Raw genomic sequence first — 18,418 nt, 5'->3', positions numbered from 1 at the left:
GCGTGGGCAGGGGGCCGGCCCGGGGCCCGGGTCAGCGGCAGAGGGCCGCGTCCAGGGCGTCCGTCATGTGCTGCGCGCCGGCCTCGCCCGGAACGGTGGTGACGGTGATGGTGGCGGCGCGACCGTCCTCGGTGACGCCGCCGCGGGACCGGTAGCCGGGGGCGGTGCCGCCGTGGCCCCAGACGAGGCCGCCGCAGGAGAGCGGCCTGCTCTGCAGGCCCAGTCCGTAGCGGATCCCCTGGCCGATCAGATCGGCGGGGACGGTGGTGCGCATCTCGGCGAGCTGCGCCGCGGGCAGGAGCCGCCCGCCGAGGAGCGCGGCGAAGAACGTGTTGAGGTCGGTGTTGGTCGAGACGATCGCCCCCGTCGCCCAGGCCATCGAGGAGTCCATCTCGGTGTAGTCGAACCGGGGCGCGCCCGGTGTGCCGGGGAGGTAGCCGTGGGGGTGGGCCTCGTGGACGGTGGTGTCACCGACGGCGGGGAAGTAGGTGTGGCGCAGGCCGATGCGGTCGATGACGCGCTTGGTGATCTCCTCGCCGACGGGCCGTCCGGTGATCTTCTGGACGAGGAGCCCGGCGACGATGTAGTTGGTGTTGCTGTACGCCCAGCCGGTACCCGCGGGGAAGAGGGCCTTCTGGGCGAGGGCGCCGTCGAGGAGGTCGCGGGGCTCGAAGTAGCGGTACTGCACCGTGGTGAAGTCCGAGAGTTCGGGGGAGTCCATGTAGTCGGGCAGGCCGCTGGTGTGCTGGAGCAGTTGGCGGACGGTGATCTCGCGTCCGTCGATGCCGTCGCCGCGCAGCAGGCCCGGCAGGTAGGTCTCGATGGGGGAGTCCAGGCCCACCTTTCCTTCGGCGACGAGTTGGAGGACGACGACGGCGGTGAAGGTCTTGGTGTTGCTGCCGGCGCGGATCTGCCCGTCCACGGGGACCTTGGCCCCGGTGGCGAGGTCGCCGACGCCGGCGGTGTAGTTGCGGGTGCGGCCGTCGCGGCCCTTGACGGCGGCCAGGGCGGCGGGCAGGCCGTCGTCCTTGACCAGGGCGTCCAGGCTCTGTTGGACGACGTCGGGCCTGCCGCCGGCGAACGCCGTGGTGGGCGCCAGGACGCCGGCGGCCACGGCGGTGACGGTCGCCACGGCCGCCACCATCCGGTGCCGGCCACGGCGTCCGCGATGGGTTCGGGTGTGCTGTACGCGCTCGTTCATGGAGGAACTCCTCTGCTGGAGGCGGGAATTGGCGGGGCGGGCGGGGGGGGGGCCCCCGGGGCGCCGCGGCACCCCCGGGGGGGGGGGGTCGGGGGGGGGGGCCCCCCCGCCGCGCCGCGCCGAACCCGCTGGTCGTGGTCGTGCCGGTGCGGACGCTCGGACCGGGTCAGCGGCAGAGGGCCGTGTCCACCGCGGCCTTGACGTGCTGCTCGGCCGCGTCGCCCGGGATCATGGTCACCGCGACGCCGGCGGCGCGGCCGTCGTCGGTGGCGCCCCCGGAGCTGAAGTAGCCCGGGATGGTCCCGAGGTGGCCCCAGTACAGGCCGCCGCAGGACAGCGGGTTGCTCATCAGGCCCAGCCCGTAGCGGACGCCGGGACCCACCGAGTCGGCGGGGACGGTGGTGCGCATCTCGGCGAGCTGCGCCGCGGGCAGGAGCCGGCCGCCGAGGAGCGCGGCGTAGAAGCGGCTGAGGTCGCTCGTGGTGGAGACGACGGCGCCCGCCGCCCAGCCCCAGGACGGGTCCAGGTCCGTGTATTCGCGGAACGAGCCGTCGGCTTCCTGGTGGTAGCCCTTGGGGTGGGCCTCGCGGACGGTGGTGTCGCCGGGGGTGGGGAAGTAGGTGTGGCGCAGGCCGATGCGGTCGACGACGCGCCGGTTGATCTCCTCGCCGAGCGGCCGCCCGGTGACCTTCTGGATGATCAGGCCGGCCACCAGGTAGTTGGTGTTGTTGTACTCCCACCGCGTACCCGGGGCGAAGTGGGCCTTCTGGGCCAGGGCCGCGTCGAGGAGCTCGCGCGGTTCGTAGTACCGGTTCGGGTTGGCGAGGATGGCGCCCTTGTCCACGTACTCGGGCAGGCCGCTGGTGTGCTGGAGCAGCTGGCGGACGGTGATGCCGCGTCCGTCGATGCCGTCGCCGCGCAGCAGGCCCGGCAGGTAGGTCTCGACGGGCGAGTCCAGGCCCACCTTTCCTTCGGCGACGAGTTGGAGGACGACGACCGCGGTGAAGGGCTTGGTGTTGCTGCCGATCCGTATCTGGCCGTCCGTGGGGACCTTGGCCCCGGTGGCGAGGTCGCCGACGCCGGCGGTGTAGGTGCGGGTGCGGCCGTCGCGGCCCTTGACGGCGGCCAGCGCGGCGGGCACGCCGTCGTCCTTGGCCAGGGTGTCCAGGCTCGACTGGACGCTGTCGGGCCTGCCGCCCGCGAACGCCGCGGTCGGTGCCAGGACGCCGGCGGCCACGGTGGCGGCCGCCGCCACGGCTACCGCCACCCGGTGCCGGCCGTTGCGGCGGCGGAGCGGAAGGCGGTGGTGCGGTGCGTGCTCGTACACGGGGGTCCCCTCTGGTGGTTGGCGCCGGGGATTCCCGGCCTGCGGCAAGAAGACCATTCAGGGGCACGGGAGTTCATCGGTTCCCAGGACGAGAGCGCACCCGGGAGCGGGCTCCCGGGACCCGCCCCGGCCGGGACCGGGCTCCCGGCCGGGACCGCGGCGGGGCGGGGGCGGGGCGGGGGCGAGGGACATCCGAAACGGTGACTGGAGGCGTCCCGGGGTGGTGGGGGAGGCTGGCGGCGACAATCCGGGCGTGGTGCTCGCGGCCGCGCCCCGACGGGTGGCGGCCGGCCGCCGCTCGCTCTCCGTCAGCAGACGTCGAAGGGGCCAGGGATGACGACGCCGGGCAACACCACGGGCAGTGGCGGTCCGTCGATGGGCGGCTACAAGGTCACGCCCGACGACGTCTCCGCGGCGTCCGTCTACGTGACCAACCAGGCCGGCGAGATCGACACCAAGATCGCCACGCTCCGGACGTACGTCGCGGGGCTGAGCGGCTGCTGGCAGGGCTCGGCGCACGGCGCCTTCGAGGTGCTGATGGCCGACTACGACATCTACGCGCGCATGATGCACGACGCGCTCACCGACATCGCCTCCGGCCTGCGCGGCAACTACGTCAACTATGTCGAGTCGGAGCAGGCGAACCTCGCCAACCTCCGCAAGGTGACGCTGCCCGCCGCCAAGTTCTGACGCCGCGTCCCTCCCCACCCCCTCCCAGGAGCACCGCGATGAGTTTCTCCGACGCCGTCCCGATCAGCGTCCAGCAGGACCTGGAGCACGCCGGCCCCTACCTCAACGCGCAGGCGGCCGACATCGCCCAGCAGCTGCACGAGCTGGCCATGTACCTGAACCAGCTGCCGGAGCTCTGGCAGGGCGCGGCCTCCGGCTACTACCAGGGGCTCCAGGCCGAGTGGAACATCGCGGCCGAGGGGCTGTTCGGCCCCGACGGCGTGCTCGGCCAGATCGCGCACGCCATGAACGTCAACTGGGCGAACTACAGCAGCGCCGAGTGGGCCAACTCGCAGACCTGGAACAACACCGCCGGCCGGCGCTGAGGCCGGGGCCGCCGCCGTCGTCGTGGGCGGCCGCCATCCGTACGACATTCCGCATGAACGAGGGCAAGAGAGCTACGCATGGCTGACGGGCACTGCCGAGTGACAGTGGTCGGCGAACACAAGCGGGTGGACCTCGCGGTCCCCGCCGCCGCCCCGATCGCGGAATACGTCACGACGCTGGCCCGGCTGGTCGGCCAGGAGGAGCTGGAGGCGCTGCCGGCGGCGTGGTCGCTGGCGGTGCCGGGCGGGCCGACGCTCCACCCCGTCTCCTCGCTGCGCGAGGCCGGGGTGCAGGACGGCCAGCTGCTGTACCTGCGGGACGCCGCCGAGGGCGAGTTCGAGGAACCGCTGATCCGCGACGTCGACGAGCTGGTCGCCGACGTCGCCGACTCCTTCGGCGACCTGCGCTGGACCTCACGTGCCCGCGCGGTCTGCGCGACGGTCCTGGGCGCGCTCGGCCTGGCCGCCGCCTGCGTGACGGCCGCCTCGCGCGGCGGCTGGTCCGGGGCGGTGGCCGGCCCGGTGGCGGTCGGCGCCGCGTTCGTCCTGGTCATCACCGGCTGGCTGCTGGGCCGTTCCACCCTGGACCTGCCGTCCCGGCTGGGCCTGCCGATCGCGCTGGCCGCCGTGCCCTGCGCGGCGGTGGCCGGCTGGTTCCTGCCCGACCCCGTGGACGGCAACGCCACCGCGGCGGCGCTGGGGGCGATGGTCGGCGCCGGGGCCGCGCTCTGGGCGGCGCCCTCGGTGGTCGCCGCCGCCGTGCTGCTGTTCGGCGTGGCCGGGGCGGCCGTGGTGGGACTGCTGGAGGCGGTGCACGCGGACCTCGCCCAGGGCGCGGCCGCGGTGGCCGTGGTCGGCTACGGGATGCTGCTGATCGCGCCATGGCTGGCCGGCCAGCTGGCCGCGCTGTGGCCCACCGAGCGCGGGTCGGAGGACGGCGCGGTCCGCGTGATGGTGCACCGGGCGCGGACCCTGCTGCTCTGCTGGACCGCCGCGGTCTCCCTGCTGCTGGCCGTCGCGCTGGCCGTGCTCGGCTCGGCGCACGGCGGCTACCCGCCGGCGCTGGCGGGCTGCCTGGCGGTCGCCGCGCTGCTGCGGGCGGGAACCTTCCGGCTGCTGGCCGAGGCGGCCCCCGTGGTGGTGGCCGGCGCCGTCGGCCTGGCCACCACCCTGCTGTTCGCGCCCGAGGCGATGGCGGCTCCCGGCTGGGTCGGCCCGGTGGCGCTCTGCGTGGTCGGGGTGCTGATGGCGGGCACCGGGGTGGCGCTGTCCTTCCGCCGTACGGCGGCCCGCGAGGCCGCGAGGCCGCCGGCGCTGAACGTGCTGGGCACGCTCTGCGGGGTGGCCGCGGTGCCGCTGGCGCTCGGGGTGTTCGGCGTGTTCCAGAACCTCGCCGCGTTCGGACACCACCTGTGAGCCGGACGGCCTGCCGCCCGGTCCTGCCCCGGCCGGTCCCAAGCGGCCGGTCGGACGGCCTAGCGCCCGCTGAGCTGGTGGACCCTCAACTGCTCCGGGACGCCGAACCGGAGGGGGTCCGCCACCGCGGCGGGAGCCGTCGGGCCGGGGGAGGCCGCCGGCTCGGGGCCGGTCTCGTCGACGTAGCCCAGTTCGATCGCCTTGCGGGTCAGCTCCGCCTTGTTGCCGGCGTTGAGCTTGGCCCGGATCCGCTTCACGTAGGTGTTGACGGTGGCTTCGCTGAGCGCCATCAGCCGGGCGATCTGGCCGTGGGTGTAGCCCTGGGCGATCAGCCGCAGCGTCTCCACCTCGCGGCGGGCCAGGCCCTGGCTCTCGCCGGGGCTGCGACGGCTCAGCTCGGAGTGGAGGTGGCCGCCCAGGCCCGCCGCGAGGTAGAAGCTGCCGCGGGCGACCGCCTCGACGGCGGACAGGAACTCGGTGTCGTCGGCGTGCTTGGTGACGAAGCCGTACGCGCCGGCCTTGAGCGCGGTCAGCAGGTCCCTGGGCTCGGCCGACGGCGAGAGGACCAGGACCGCGCTGCTGGCGCTCAGGGCGCCGATCACGTGCAGGACGGACGTGCCGGAGTAGGGAGTGGGGTCCAGCACCACCACGTCGGGGCGGAGCCCGCTCTCGGCCAGGTCGTGCACGGTGTCCACCGAGGCGATCACTTCCAGCCGGGGGCTGCGGGCCAGGACCTGCTCGATCCCCATGCGTGTCATGCGGTGGTCCTCGACGATGCCTATGGTCGGCATAACCGGCCTTCCCTCTCTCCGTCTCCCGTGCGGTCGCGCCAGCTGAGCCGCGTCGGGAGGTCTGCGTCACGTGCCGTCACTCCGTTCTACGCAGCCGGGGCCTGAGATGTTCGGATCGGTTGCGAGACGGCGACGGCGCCCGCTCGCGCACGCTCCGTCGAACCATCAGTGTGCGGAGCGGCACGGGCTGTTCGTCCGGGCGCCCGCACCGGAACATGTCGTATTCGGTCGGGGGGCCGCGCGCCCGCCCGCGCCCGTGGAGGTTGATCATGGCTGAGGCCGAGCAGGACGGTACGGACCGGCGGAACATGGTGGCGGCCTTCGTCAAGGAGGTCCGGGGCGGGGACGGCGGCCCTTCGAAGGTGGTGCCGCGCGCCTGGGCGGTGGGCCTCACCGTGCTCGTCGTCGGTGCGGGCGCGGTCGGCGTCGGCATGCTGGCCAAGGGCGGTCAGCACGGGCCGGCGAAGGCGGCCGCCGAGCACCCGGTGACGGCCTCCCCCTCGCCGAGCGCCTCGACCGGCTCCGGCCAGCCGGCGCCCGGCACCCCGGGCAACGCGGCCCCGCCCCTGGCGAACACCGACACCGGTGCCGGCGGTTCGGGCGGCGGTTCGGGCGGCGGCAACCCGCAGGGCCGGCCGGCCCCCGCGCCCGGCGACGACGCGCCCGCGCCCTCGAACAACAACGCGCCCGCCCCGGCCGGCGGCGCGCCGCTCGCGCCCCAGAACAACCAGGCGGCTCCCGCCCCGGCCGCTCCCGCCCCGGCGGCCCCGGCCCCGGCGGTCCCGGCGCCCAACCTGGCGGCGGCCAAGTCCGCCGCCTACACGGCGGTGGCCGGCTACGGCTGCCCGTCCAACAGCCTCCAGGGCTTCTCCGAGGCAGGCCGGTACTCCAACGGCAGCGCCGGCTGGGTCAGCGTGGGCAGCGCCGGCTGGGCGCAGGACGGCTGCAAGGGCCAGTTCGACGCGATGCCGATGTCGGGCGACGCGAAGGAGGACGACCGGAGCAACTACGCCCTGTGGACCTTCTCCCCGGGCGCGGCGGGCCTGCGCACGGCCACCTGCCAGGTCCAGGTGTACACGCCCAAGGACGGCGACATCACGCACGTCGGCGGGGAGCCGGCGCACTTCGAGGCCTACGGGTCGTCCAGCCTCTCCTCCGGGATGCTGAACGCCTTCGACGTCGACCAGCGGGGCCACCTCGGCGAGTGGAAGGACGTCGGCACGTTCAAGACCACGACCGGGGTGCTGATGATCAAGCTGGACAGCCGGGGCCTGGACTGGCACGGGAAGACGAAGACCAACGCCCACCTGGCGGTCGCCCAGATGCGGGCGACCTGCAATTGAGCCCTGTGGTCGCCGTGGTACCAGGCCCCGAAGGGGTGCGCGCATGAGCAAGACGTGGGTCAAGGTCGCCCAGCGGGGCTGGGGCGTCCAGCGCAGCATCGGCGCGGCGGTGCGCACGGCCGCCGACGGCGGGGTCGTCTCGGTGATGCCGGGCGAGTACGCGGAGAGCGTGCTGCTGGAGCGCGGGGTCAGCCTGGAGGCGGCCGAGGGGCCGGGGACGGTCACGATCGCCCCGGCGCGCGGGCCCGCGCTCACCGTGGCCGGCGGCAGCCCCACCGTGCGGGGGCTGCTGCTGCGCGGCGCCGACCCGCAGGAGCCGGCCGTGCTGATCGGCGGCGGCGCACCCGTGCTGGAGCACTGCGAGGTGGTCGGCGGCCGGGTCGAGGTGGCCGGGCGGGCCGCGCCGGTGCTGCGCGACTGCGCCGTCCGCGGGGCGGTCGGCGTCGGCCTGCGCCTGGGCGGGGACAGCCGGGCCGTGGTCGAGGGCTGCGCGGTGGCCGACACCGAGGGCGTCGGGCTGCTGGTCGCCGAGGGCGCCGTCCCCGAGGTGCGGAGCACCAGGATCGGCCCGAGCAGCGCCCAGGGCCTGTACGTCGGCGGCACCGGCGGCGGCTCGTTCGAGGGCTGCGAGGTGACCGGCAGCGGTGGCGCGGCCGTCCGGGTGGCCGACGCGGCGGCCCCGGTGCTGCGCGCCTGCCGTCTGCACGGCAACCACGCGGCGGGCCTGCACGTCTCGGCCGACACCCCCGAGCCGCTCGCGGCCGGGTCGGCCGAGCCGGCCGAGGGCGGCACCGTGCTGACGGACTGCGAGATCACGGGCGCCGCCACCGTGGGCGTCCTCGCCGACGAGGACGCCCGGGTGCTGCTGCGGGACTGCCGGGTCTCGCGGACCGGCGGCGCCGGGATCGTGGCCGTGGACCGCAGCCGCCTGCGCCTGTACGACACCGTCACCACCGACACCGGCGACACCGGGCTGGCCCTGGGCCAGAGCGCCTCGGCGCGGGTCGAGGGCGGCGGCTTCCTGCGCGCCACCGGCAACGGCGTGTACGTGGCGGGCGAGGCCGAACTGGCGCTGAGCGGCAGCGAGGTGGCGGACGCGGGCTTCAGCTGCCTGCACCTGGGCGAGGGCGGCTCCGCCGACCTGGCCGACTGCCGCCTGCACGGCACGCCGGAGCACGGCATCAGGGTCACCGGCAACTCCCTGCTGAGCGCCGAGGGCACCACCGTCGAGCAGGCCCGGATGGCCGGGGTCTCGGTGGAGGAGCGGGCCGACGCGGTGCTGCGCGGCTGCACCGTACGGGCCACCGGCGTCGGCGTACGCCTGGACACCCGCCACCGCCCGCTGCTGGAGGACTGCGAGATCGCCGCCACGGCGGGCGCGGGCGTGGAGGTCGGCGAGCGCACCGGCGTGCTGCTGAACCGCACCAGGATCCACGACACCGGCGGCTCCGGCCTGCTCGCGGCCGAGCGGAGCACCCCCGTGCTGGACGGCTGCGAGATCACCGACACGGCGGGCAGCGGCATCGTGGTGCGGGCGGGCGCCGACCCGCGGGTGCGGGCGAGCACGATCGCGCGCACCGCCAAGAACGGCCTGTACCTGGACGAGGGCGCGCACGGCCTGCTGGAGGACTGCGCGCTGTCCGAGACCGGCTACCCGGCCCTGTACGTCGGCGCGGGCGCCGATCCGGTGCTGCGCCGCTGCCTCGTCCACGACACCGCCGAGGACGTCGCGCTGGCCGAGCGGGCCGCCGCCGTGCTGGAGGACTGCCGGACGGAGCGGGTCGAGCAGGCCACCCTGCCGGCCGTCGGCGAGCCGGTCGCCCCGGGCACCCCGGCCGGGATCGCCCGGCCCTGGTCGCTGCCGGGAACGACGGCCGGAGCGACGGCCGGGGCGACGGCGGGGGCCGGCGCGCCGGCGGGCGACGGCGAGGCGGACGGGACGGAGGAGCGGGACCGCGCCGAGGCCGAACTGGCGGCCCTGCTCGGGGAGTTGCACCGGCTGGTCGGCCTGGAGCGGGTCAAGCGCGACGTCGAGACCATGGTCAAGCTGATGCAACTGGTCCGGCGCCGCAAGGAGCTGGGCCTGCCGCCGCCGCCCACCAGCCGCCACGTGGTCTTCGCGGGCAACCCGGGCACCGGCAAGACCACCGTGGCCCGGCTGTACGGGCGGATCCTGCACGCGCTGGGCATGCTCTCCAGCGGCCACCTGGTCGAGGCGGACCGCGGCGACCTGGTCGGCGAGTACGTCGGGCACACCGCGCCCAAGACCACGGCGGTGTTCCGCCGGGCGCTGGGCGGGGTGCTCTTCATCGACGAGGCCTACGCGCTGGTGCCGCACGGCCAGGGCGGCGACTTCGGCCAGGAGGCCATCTCGACGCTGGTCAAGCTGATGGAGGACCACCGCGACGAGGTCGTGGTGATCGTGGCCGGCTACCCCGGGGACATGCAGCGCTTCATCGACGCCAACCCGGGCCTGGCCTCCCGGTTCACCCGTACGCTGACCTTCGACGACTACCTCGGCCCGGAGCTGGTCGACATCGTCGCCCACCAGGCCGAGCAGCACCGCTACGACCTGCCGGAGCCGACCCTGGCCGCGCTGGCCGGGTACTTCACGGAGCTGCCGCGCGACGAGGGCTTCGGCAACGGCCGCACCGCCCGCCAGGTCTTCCAGTGGATCACGGAGCGGCACGCCCAGCGGATCGCCGACCTCGACGCCCCGACGGCCGAGGACCTGACCACCGTCCTGCCGCAGGACCTGCCGGAGTTGAGCGCGGCGGTCTGACGTACGGCGGTCCGGGGCACGGCGGTCCGACGCACGGCGCCCCGGGGCTCCCCGCCCCGGGGCACGGCGCCGGCGACCGGTCAGGCCGTCGGCCTCGGCGCGACCTCCGGGAGGATCGACCCGTGGTCGGCGGACGCGTAGGCCTGGCCCGCCAGGTCCAGCCGGGCCAGGTAGACGCCGTAGATCTCGACGGCGTCGGCCACCTGGCGCAGCGCCGTCTGCAGCTCGGGGTTGATGATCGGCGCGAACTTCTGGGCGGCCTTCTGGACGCCCTTGTCCGGGATGGGCCCCGTCCGCGCGATCGGGCCCATCCCGCCGGCCATCCCCGAGTTGTCGTACCAGGTCCCGACGGGGGCGAACTCCTGGCCCCAGAAGGTGCCGCTGGCGACCACGGCGTCCACCTTGGCCTTGAGGGCGTTGTAGGCGTCCACCACCCCGGAGGTGGTGGACGCCCCGCTGACGATGACGGAGTAGACCGTCGACAGGTCCACCGAGAAGGACGCGTGGCTGGGCGGCGCGGGGGCGGTCCCGGACGGGCCGGTCCCGGACGGGGCGTTGGCGGGGTTCGTGAAGCCCTCGTTGAAGCCCGGGACGTAGCCGTTCTCCCACAGCATCTTCAGGGTCGGGTCGGCCGCGCCCCCGCCCGGCTTGGGGTCTCCGCCGCCGCCGTCCTCGGGCGACGGGACGTAGATCGGGGAGTTGATCGGGGCGACCACGCGGACCTCCGGAGCAGGGAGCGGGCAGTGAACAGGGCCATCCTCGCCCACCGGCCGCCCGGGGCGGGAGGTCCCCGTTCGGGGACGCCGGGGGGACAGAAAGCGGGTCTGTCCCGCGCGTCCGGCCGCTGCCTAGACTCCGCAGGGCCGACGTGCGTACGTGGACCAGCCGTACGCGGATCGGGCCGGGCCGGACCGGTGCGGACCGGCCGAACGACGAGCCCCCGGGGAGCGCCTGCCGTGGCCTACACCTTGCAGGAATTCAAGGTCGACCTGCAGCAACTGCTCGAAGCGTCCGGCACGCTGGGCGCCGAGAGCGAGAACATCAAGGGGGAGATCGACGCGATCGCGACGGCCCTGGCGCCCCTGGAGACCGGCTGGATCGGCCCGGCCGGCACCTCCTTCGCCGCCATCACCAAGGTCTACAAGGACGACATGGTCGACCTGCAGAACCTGCTCGACGAGATGACCAGGCGGATGCGGTCGGCCTACCGGATGTACCACGACATGGAACTGGCCAACTACAACAACGTCCGCGCCTGATGAGCGTCGAACCCAACCCCGGCACCCCCGCTCCGGTCACGCCCGACTACGACACGGTCAAGCTCACCATCCCGCTGCACGAGATGGCGGCCGCCAAGGCCACCGTCGAGGCCTCCCTGAACAGCATCCTGGACAGCCTGGTCACGATCGAGCAGACCCTCGCCGACCTCAAGCTGGGCTGGGCGGGACAGACCGCGGACCAGGCCAAAGCGATCTTCGACCAGTGGAACGCCTGCATGGCGGAACTGGTCGGGACCAAGACCAAGGCCAAGCCCGACGGCGCGGACGGGGTCTTCCAGCGGCTGATGATCGCCGTGGGCAGCGCGGCCGCCAACTACGACCACGCCGAGGACTTCATCGTCACCAAGCTCTTCGCGCCGCTCACCGCCGCCATCGGCGCCCCCTCGACGGGCACCGGCGACCCGAACGCCTACAACCCGCCGCCGAAGGACCTCGTCAACGACAAGAGCAACACCGTGGTCGCCGAGATCTTCTGACCCGCCCGACCCCCGCCCCGGCCCCGGCGCGCCCCCGCGCCAGGGCCCGCCGCACCACCGCCGCAGTCGAGCACCGAGAGGCACAACCAGGTGAGCAGGATCCCCTTCCACCGGCCCACCCGCGCCCTGCCGCCGGCCCTGCCCGACCAGCGCGTGGTGCTGCCCGCCCCGCCGCAGACCCCGCAGGGCGCCAACTCCTCGGCCAGCACCTGGCTCTCCCTGCTGCTGCCGCTGATGAGCAGCATCAGCATGGCCGCCTACATGGTGATGTACCGCAACCCGCTGCTGATCGCGCTGGGCGTCGGCTTCGTGCTGATCTCGATCGCCGCCACCCTCGCCGTCCGCCACCAGATGCGCAGCGCGACCCGGCAGACCAAGGACCGCCAGCGCGAGCGCTACCTGCGCTACCTGACCGACGTCAAGAAGACGGCCCGCCAGGTCGCCGACAGCCAGCGGCTGGCGGCCGGCTGGCTGCACCCCTCGCCGGAGCGGCTCTGGGCGCTCGCCGAGCGCCGCCGCCGGGTCTGGGAACGGCGCGCCACCGACAAGGACTTCCTGCAGCTGCGCCTGGGCCAGGGGCAGGGCCCGCTGGCCACCCCGATCCAGCTCGGCACCCGCAACGACCCGCTCGCGGAGTACGACGAGCAGACCCACGCCGCCGCGCAGCGGGTGGTCGACCAGGCCGGTACGGTCGGCCGCCAGCCCGCCCTGGTCGACCTGGTCAGGACCGGCGTGCTCAGCCTGCTCGGCCCCGCCGACCGGACCAGGGCGCTGGCCCGCTCGCTGCTCTGCCAGCTCGCGGTGCTGCACGCCCCCGACGACGTCACCGTCGTGGTCTGCACCGGCGGCGACCCCGACTGGGAGTGGGCCAAGTGGCTCCCGCACACCCACGAGGCCGGCGCCCCGAGCCCGGCCGGTGTGGTCCCGCTGGTCGCGGCCGAGTTCGAGGCGCTCGCCGACGCCCTGGAGGGCGCGATCACCCGCGCCCAGGCCGAACGGACCACCCGCCGGCCCGTCCTGGCGGGCGCCCCCGCCCCGGTGATGCGCCGGCTCGTCGTCCTGCTCGACCCGTACGACCCGGCCGCCGCCTGGGCCCGCGGCCCGGTGGCCACCTCCCTGCTCGAATCGGCCGGGCCCGACCTGGGCATCACCGTGATCTGCCTGGTCGGCGCCGAGCGCGACGAGCCCACCCGCACCGAGGTGCGCGCCCGGGTGGGCGAGGACGGCTCGCTGGTCCTGGAGGGCCGCAACACCGAGCTGTACAGCCGGGTCGAGGGGGCCGTCGCGGACGCCCCCGCCCCGGAGCTCTGCGAGCTCACCGCGCGGGCGCTGGCCCCGCTGAGCCTGTCCGAGGAGCCCGAGCAGCTGCTGGCCCGCACCATCACCCTGCCCGAGATGCTCGGCACCCCCGACGTGGCCGCCTTCGACCCGTCCGTCAGCTGGATCCCGGCCGGCGACGAGCGGCTGCTGCGCCTGCCGATCGGCCTGTCCGGCGAGGGCGACCCGGTGCTGCTCGACCTCAAGGAGTCCGCCCAGGGCGGCATGGGCCCGCACGGCCTGATCGTCGGGGCCACCGGCTCCGGCAAGAGCGAACTGCTGCGCACCATGGTCACCGGGCTGGCGATGACCCACTCCCCGGAGCTGCTCAGCCTGGTGCTGGTCGACTTCAAGGGCGGCGCCACCTTCGCCGGCGTCACCGGACTGCCGCACGTGGCCGGCCTGATCACCAATCTCGCCGACGACCTCTCCCTGGTGGACCGGGTCCGCGCCGCCCTCCAGGGCGAACAGCAGCGCCGGCAGCGGCTGCTGCGCGCGGCCGGGAACGTCGACTCGCTGCGCGAGTACCAGCTGCGCCAGGCGGCCGGGCAGTGCGACGTGGACGGCAAGCCGCTGGAGCCGCTGCCCTACCTGCTGATCGTGGTGGACGAGTTCGGCGAACTGCTCTCCCAGCGCTCCGACTTCATCGACCTGTTCGTCCAGATCGGCCGGGTCGGCCGCAGCCTGGGCATGCACCTGCTGCTGGCCACCCAGCGGCTGGAGGAGGGCCGGCTGCGCGGCCTGGAGTCGCACCTGTCCTACCGCGTCTGCCTGCGCACCTTCAGCGCCGCCGAGAGCCGCGCGGTGATCGGCACCCCCGACGCCTACCAGCTGCCCCCGATCCCCGGCTCCGCCTACCTCAAGGTGGACGAGTCGGTCTACCAGCGCTTCCGGGTCGCCCACATCTCCGGCCCGTACCAGGAGCCCGGCGCGGGCGAGGACGGCGCCGCGGCCGGCCTCCCGGTCGTGCCCTTCGAGCTGCGCACCGCGCCGCAGGAGGAGCCCGAGGAGCCCGCCGAGTCCCAGCCGCCGGCCCTGCCCGCCGGCCCCACCGAGATGGAGGTGGCGGTCGACCAGGTCTGCCGGTTCGGGCAGTCCGTGCACCAGGTCTGGCTCGCCCCGCTGCCCGCCGCGATCCCGCTGGACAGCCTGATCGGCCCGGTCTCCGAGCAGCCGGGGCGCGGCCGCCAGGCCGGCCTGTGGCCCGGCACCGGCAGGCTCGCCTTCCCCGTCGGCGTGCTCGACCTGCCCCTCCAGCAGCAGCAGCTGCCGCTCCAGTTCGACTTCGAACGCGTCCACGGCAACCTCGCCCTGGTGGGCGCGCCGCAGACCGGCAAGAGCACCCTGCTGCGCACCACGGTGCTGTCCGCGATGCTCACCCACACCCCCGACGAGGTGCAGTTCTACGGACTGGACTACGGCGGCGGCAGCCTCGGCCCGCTGGAGGCCGCCCCGCACGTGGGCGCCGTGGCCGGGCGCCGCGACGAGCAGCGGGCCCGCCGGGTGCTGGCCGAGCTCGGCCTCCTGGTCGCCGCCCGCGAGCAGCTCTTCGGGGAGCTGGGCGTCGACTCGGTGGCGGCCTTCCGGGCGCTGCGCAAGGCCGACCGGCTGCCGGCCGGGACCCGGGCCGCCGACGTCTTCCTGCTGCTGGACAACTGGGGCGCGATCCGCACCGAACTGGAGGGCGCCGAGGCCTCGGTGCTGGACATCGCCTCCCGGGGCCTGGGCGTGGGCGTGCACGTGATCGTCACCGCCAACCGCTGGGCCGACATCCGGCCGAACCTGCGCGACAGCTTCTCCGGGCGCCTGGAGCTGCGGCTGAACGAGCCCACCGAGTCGGAGGTCAGCCGCCAGGCGAGCCGGCAGGTCCCCAACATCCAGGGCCGCGGCATCGTGTCGCCCGGCGTGCTGTACCAGGCCGTGCTGCCCCGGCTGGACGGCCGCGAGGGCACCGACGGCCTGGCCGAGGCCCAGGAGGACGCGCTCGGCAAGATCGCCGCCTCCTGGCCGGGCGCCGGCGCCCCGCCGGTGCTGATGCTGCCCGACCGGGTGCTGCTCGAGGACCTCGACCCCGCGGGGACGGCCGGCTTCGCCGCGGACGAGGTGCCGATCGGCGTCGGCGAGCGCGACCTGGCGCCGGTCGGCCTGGCGATGGGGCCGGGCGACCCGCACTTCCTGGTGTTCGGCGACGCCGGCAGCGGCAAGTCCGCCTTCCTGCGCACCTGGATGGCCGCCACGGCCGCCCGGAGCACCGCCTGGGAGTCCCGGTTCATGGTGATCGACTACCGGCGCAGCCTGCTGGACGCGGTGCCAGAGGACTACATCGGCGCCTACGCTGGCGACGCGGCCGCCGCCGAGGCCTACGTCGACCAGCTGGTCGCCAAGCTGGCCGAGCGGATGCCGCCGCCCGGCATCACGGCCGCCCAGCTCCGCGCCCGGGACTGGTGGGACGGTCCCGAGCTGTACGTGGTGGTGGACGACTACGACCTGGTCGCGGTCGGCCACCAGTCCCCGCTGGCCAGGCTCGCCGACTACGTCACCCAGGCCCGTGAGATCGGCCTGCACGTGGTGCTGGCCCGCCGGGTGGCCGGTGTCGGACGCCCGCTGATGTCCGACCCGCTGCTCTCCCGGCTCAAGGACCTCGGCACCGGCGGCCTGATCCTCTCCGGCGACCCGCGCGAGGGCGTCCTGCTGGGCGACCAGCGCGCGGCCCAGCGCCCCCCGGGCCGCGGCGTCCTCGTCCGGCGCTCCGGACCGGCCAGGCTGCTCCAGGTCGCGCTCCGCGAGGAGGAGCCGGCCTGACCAGCCGGGCTCCTCCCACCGGGCCGGGGGCTCTCGCAGCCCCCGGCCCGTTCGTACCTTCCCGCCCGCGCTCTCCGCGGCAGTTGCTTCGAGGTGGATCCCCGATGGCCGACAACGGCTTCAGCATCAGCGACATCTACGCCCTGGGCAACCAGTGGATCGAGCTGGGCAACACGGTGTACGCGGCCCGGTACGGCACCAGCATGGCCATGGACAAGTTCCAGTGGACCGGTGACGGCATGGTGGCCGCGCACGACGCCTGGAACCTCGTCGGCAACAGCGTGCTCGACCCGGCGGTCACCACCTGCTGGAAGATCGGCGACGCCATCAACGACTACGGCCGGGCGCTGGAGAAGATCATGGCCGCCGAGCAGAAGGCCGCCAACGCGGCCGGGCTGGCCAGCATCATCGCCACCATCCTCGGGTTCGTCCTCCCCTTCGGCCTGGGCCTGCTGGCCAGGCTGATCGCGCCGCTCCTCGAAGGCCTCATCACCCTCATCACCAACATCCTGAGGACGATCGGCGAGAGCCTGCAGACCATCCTCAACATCGGCGCCTTCATCGGCGGCGCCGTGGCCGGCGGCCTGCTCCAGCTGGGCACCGACCTGCTGGCCCAGCTGATCGCCGACAAGATCTACGACGTCCCGTTCGAGATCGACTGGGCCGCCGAGGGCATGAGCATGGGCTTCGGGGCCGTCTTCGGCGGCCTCGGGGGCCTGGCCGGTCTGCGCGGACCCAAGGAGGTCGGGATCGGCGGCGGCCCCAAGGGGGTCGGGGGCAAGGGCGTGACCCCGCCGAAGGTCGACCCGCCGGGTGTGAAGCCCCCGGTCACCGAGCACGTCCCGCTGCCGGGGCGCGGCTCCGTGCCGCTTCCGGAAGGGCCGGGGTCCATCGGCGGAGTCACCCCGGGCGGCATCGGCAAGGTCCCGCCGCCGGAGCTGTTCCCGGGCGGCGGCAAGCCGCTGGGCGCCGAACCGGGCAGCGTGCCGCCGGGACGCTCGCCCGTCGCCCCCGGCGGGGTGGAGCCCCCCAAGACCGGGATCCCCCACGAGGCCCCCGGCAGCACCCCGCCCGGCCCGCCCAGGACCACGACGCCCGGCCGGGGCCCCGAGCCGGTGACCCGGGAGCCCGGCCAGCTCGACCCGTCGGGAACCCACCAGCCGACCCCCGGCGGTCAGGTGAAGCCCGGGACCGGAGTGCACGAGCCCGGGGCGGGCGGGATCGGCAACGTCGCCCCGCCGAAGAGCACCGGCGGCCAGATCGGCGGCCAGGAGACGCACGGGCCGCTGGGCGGCAAGGACGGCTCGCTGCCCGATGCCACCTCGCGCTCCGTCAACGAGACGGGCGGGAACGGCGGTTCGCGCGGCACCGGCAACGGCAACGGCACCGGCAACGTCACGCGCCCCGGCCCGAACGAGCAGACCCCCGGCCACTCGCAGTCCGAGACGCCCGTCGACAACCAGACCTACAAGGCCTCCTTCGACCGGCAGCCCGGCGGAACGCGGCCCGGCAGCGACGTCGGCGCCAACGGCCGGCCGTCCTCGGCCTCCGCCCGCGTCGAGGGCGACAACGCCGTTGTGGCCACGGACCGCAACTCGCTCTCCGCGAAGACCCCCGGAAACCACGACGGCCTCCCCGGCGGCAACAACAACCGGCCCGAGGGCGTGAAGCAGCCCCTCAAGGAGGGCGCGGAGGCGCCCACGAACAACCAGCGGACCGCCACCGGAGGCGGCACCACCCCCCGCGACACCCCGCTGGAGCCGATGCGGGACAACGGAAAGTCCGGCGGCTCCTCCGGTTCCGTGCCCAAGGGCAACGAGCGGACCAACCAGTCGACCGGGGGGCAGAAGCCCCTGCCGAGGGAACTGGAGCCCCAGGCACCGGAGAACAGCAACCGGCAGTCGACCGCCTCCTCGGCGCGGGAGCACGAGGGCAGCACCAACGGGACGAAGCAGACCACCTCCGAGAGCACGGCCCCGGGCAAGGGGGACCGGCCGACCTCGGAGCAGACCCGGCAGAACGGCCAGCAGGAGGGGACGACCGGGAAGTCGGAGGGTGTGGCGTCGAAGAAGCCCTCGACGCGGCCGTTCGGTGCCAAGAAGGTGATGACCATCGCCGACCTCCCCCCGGAGGGGGCGGGGCCGAAGAGCGGCGCCCCGGAACCGGGGATGCGACCCGGCAGTTCCAACGTGAGGACCCTCAACGACCTCCCGAGCGAACACGGGGCGGGCGGCTCGGCGAAGGGCGGATCGTCGGGGGAGAAGCCGCTGGTCGACCGGGGTTCCGGGTCCACGTTGGACGGGAAGCCCGGTGAGAGGTGGGTGTCCCGGGACTCGGGTGACCGCAGGTCGATGACCATGGACGACCTGCCGGCGGATGGTCCGGTGAAGGGCGGATCGTCGGGGGAGAAGCCGCTGGTCGACCGGGGTTCCGGGTCCACGTTGGACGGGAAGCCCGGTGAGAGGTGGGTGTCCCGGGACTCGGGTGACCGCAGGTCGATGACCGTGAACGACCTGCCGGCGGATGGTCCGGTGAAGGGCGGGTCGCCGAAGGAGAAGCCGCTGGTCGACCGGGGTTCCGGGTCCACGTTGGACGGGAAGCCCGGTGAGAGGTGGGTGTCCCGGGACT

Annotated in this window: 12 protein-coding genes and 1 pseudogene; 9 read left to right on the top strand and 4 right to left on the bottom strand. The window is 74.6% G+C overall.

Annotated features, from left to right (window positions below; translation table 11 throughout):
• Positions 1-31 precede the first annotated feature (31 nt).
• The gene (locus ACLWS4_RS28645) at positions 32-1,201 is read right to left on the bottom strand and encodes a serine hydrolase domain-containing protein (protein ID WP_416875629.1); all 1,170 of its coding nucleotides are present in this window, start codon (positions 1,199-1,201) and stop codon (positions 32-34) included.
• A 166-nt stretch (positions 1,202-1,367) separates the two neighbouring features.
• Positions 1,368-2,528, bottom strand: a complete 1,161-nt coding sequence (locus ACLWS4_RS28640; protein ID WP_416875628.1) for a serine hydrolase domain-containing protein — start codon at positions 2,526-2,528, stop codon at positions 1,368-1,370.
• A 333-nt stretch (positions 2,529-2,861) separates the two neighbouring features.
• On the opposite strand from ACLWS4_RS28640, the gene ACLWS4_RS28635 reads away from it, so the two are divergent.
• From ACLWS4_RS28635 to ACLWS4_RS28625, 3 genes are all read left to right on the top strand, one after another.
• The gene (locus tag ACLWS4_RS28635; RefSeq protein WP_049657205.1) at positions 2,862-3,218 is read left to right on the top strand and encodes a WXG100 family type VII secretion target; all 357 of its coding nucleotides are present in this window, start codon (positions 2,862-2,864) and stop codon (positions 3,216-3,218) included.
• A gap of 38 nt (positions 3,219-3,256) precedes the next feature.
• A complete protein-coding gene (locus ACLWS4_RS28630) occupies positions 3,257-3,583 on the top strand; it encodes a WXG100 family type VII secretion target (protein ID WP_049657206.1) in 327 nt (108 codons plus the stop codon).
• Positions 3,584-3,661: 78 nt separating this feature from the next.
• Entirely contained in the window at positions 3,662-4,999 is a 1,338-nt protein-coding gene (locus tag ACLWS4_RS28625) for an EsaB/YukD family protein (RefSeq protein WP_074004743.1), read from the top strand.
• A 59-nt stretch (positions 5,000-5,058) separates the two neighbouring features.
• Here ACLWS4_RS28625 and ACLWS4_RS28620 read toward each other — a convergent pair whose 3' ends face one another.
• Positions 5,059-5,790: a LuxR C-terminal-related transcriptional regulator gene (locus ACLWS4_RS28620; protein WP_375874422.1), complete on the bottom strand. Its 732-nt coding sequence runs from the start codon at positions 5,788-5,790 to the stop codon at positions 5,059-5,061.
• A 269-nt stretch (positions 5,791-6,059) separates the two neighbouring features.
• Here ACLWS4_RS28620 and ACLWS4_RS28615 point away from each other — a divergent pair, with 269 nt between their 5' ends.
• Both ACLWS4_RS28615 and ACLWS4_RS28610 read left to right on the top strand, forming a co-directional pair.
• Positions 6,060-7,133 (top strand): hypothetical protein, encoded by a 1,074-nt coding sequence (locus ACLWS4_RS28615; protein WP_416875627.1) that lies wholly within the window; start codon positions 6,060-6,062, stop codon positions 7,131-7,133.
• A gap of 43 nt (positions 7,134-7,176) precedes the next feature.
• Positions 7,177-9,915 carry a right-handed parallel beta-helix repeat-containing protein gene (locus ACLWS4_RS28610; RefSeq protein WP_416875626.1) on the top strand — a complete coding sequence of 913 codons (2,739 nt, stop codon included), beginning with the start codon at positions 7,177-7,179 and terminating at the stop codon, positions 9,913-9,915.
• Between the two features lie 80 nt (positions 9,916-9,995).
• Here the strand turns inward: ACLWS4_RS28610 and ACLWS4_RS28605 are convergent, their stop codons facing one another.
• Entirely contained in the window at positions 9,996-10,631 is a 636-nt protein-coding gene (locus ACLWS4_RS28605; RefSeq protein ID WP_049655550.1) for a hypothetical protein, read from the bottom strand.
• A 240-nt stretch (positions 10,632-10,871) separates the two neighbouring features.
• On the opposite strand from ACLWS4_RS28605, the gene ACLWS4_RS28600 reads away from it, so the two are divergent.
• The 4 genes and pseudogenes from ACLWS4_RS28600 to ACLWS4_RS28585 all read left to right on the top strand — a co-directional run.
• A complete protein-coding gene (locus tag ACLWS4_RS28600; RefSeq protein WP_049655551.1) occupies positions 10,872-11,174 on the top strand; it encodes a WXG100 family type VII secretion target in 303 nt (100 codons plus the stop codon).
• Positions 11,174-11,671, top strand: coding sequence for a WXG100 family type VII secretion target (locus ACLWS4_RS28595; RefSeq protein WP_049655553.1), 498 nt, complete (start codon positions 11,174-11,176; stop codon positions 11,669-11,671). Before ACLWS4_RS28600 ends, ACLWS4_RS28595 begins: the two co-directional genes overlap by 1 nt.
• Positions 11,672-11,761: 90 nt before the next feature.
• Complete coding sequence (gene eccCa / locus ACLWS4_RS28590; RefSeq protein ID WP_375874427.1) at positions 11,762-15,790, top strand: type VII secretion protein EccCa; 4,029 nt, start codon at positions 11,762-11,764, stop codon at positions 15,788-15,790.
• A gap of 104 nt (positions 15,791-15,894) precedes the next feature.
• Positions 15,895-18,418: pseudogene (locus ACLWS4_RS28585) on the top strand (hypothetical protein); the annotation flags it as partial.

The sequence above is a fragment of the Kitasatospora sp. SC0581 genome (assembly GCF_048159585.1).
GTDB lineage: Bacteria > Actinomycetota > Actinomycetes > Streptomycetales > Streptomycetaceae > Kitasatospora.
Note: the sequence above shows the minus strand (reverse complement) of the source record. Positions and strands in the feature narration are given on the sequence as shown.

Excerpts from the sequence above, each read along its gene's own strand:
- ACLWS4_RS28645 (WP_416875629.1), bottom strand. The coding sequence starts at position 1,201 with ATGAACGAGCGCGTACAGCACACCCGAACCCATCGCGGACGCCGTGGC.
- ACLWS4_RS28635 (WP_049657205.1), top strand. The coding sequence starts at position 2,862 with ATGACGACGCCGGGCAACACCACGGGCAGTGGCGGTCCGTCGATGGGC.
- ACLWS4_RS28630 (WP_049657206.1), top strand. The coding sequence starts at position 3,257 with ATGAGTTTCTCCGACGCCGTCCCGATCAGCGTCCAGCAGGACCTGGAG.
- ACLWS4_RS28625 (WP_074004743.1), top strand. The coding sequence starts at position 3,662 with ATGGCTGACGGGCACTGCCGAGTGACAGTGGTCGGCGAACACAAGCGG.
- ACLWS4_RS28620 (WP_375874422.1), bottom strand. The coding sequence starts at position 5,790 with ATGCCGACCATAGGCATCGTCGAGGACCACCGCATGACACGCATGGGG.
- ACLWS4_RS28615 (WP_416875627.1), top strand. The coding sequence starts at position 6,060 with ATGGCTGAGGCCGAGCAGGACGGTACGGACCGGCGGAACATGGTGGCG.
- ACLWS4_RS28610 (WP_416875626.1), top strand. The coding sequence starts at position 7,177 with ATGAGCAAGACGTGGGTCAAGGTCGCCCAGCGGGGCTGGGGCGTCCAG.
- ACLWS4_RS28595 (WP_049655553.1), top strand. The coding sequence starts at position 11,174 with ATGAGCGTCGAACCCAACCCCGGCACCCCCGCTCCGGTCACGCCCGAC.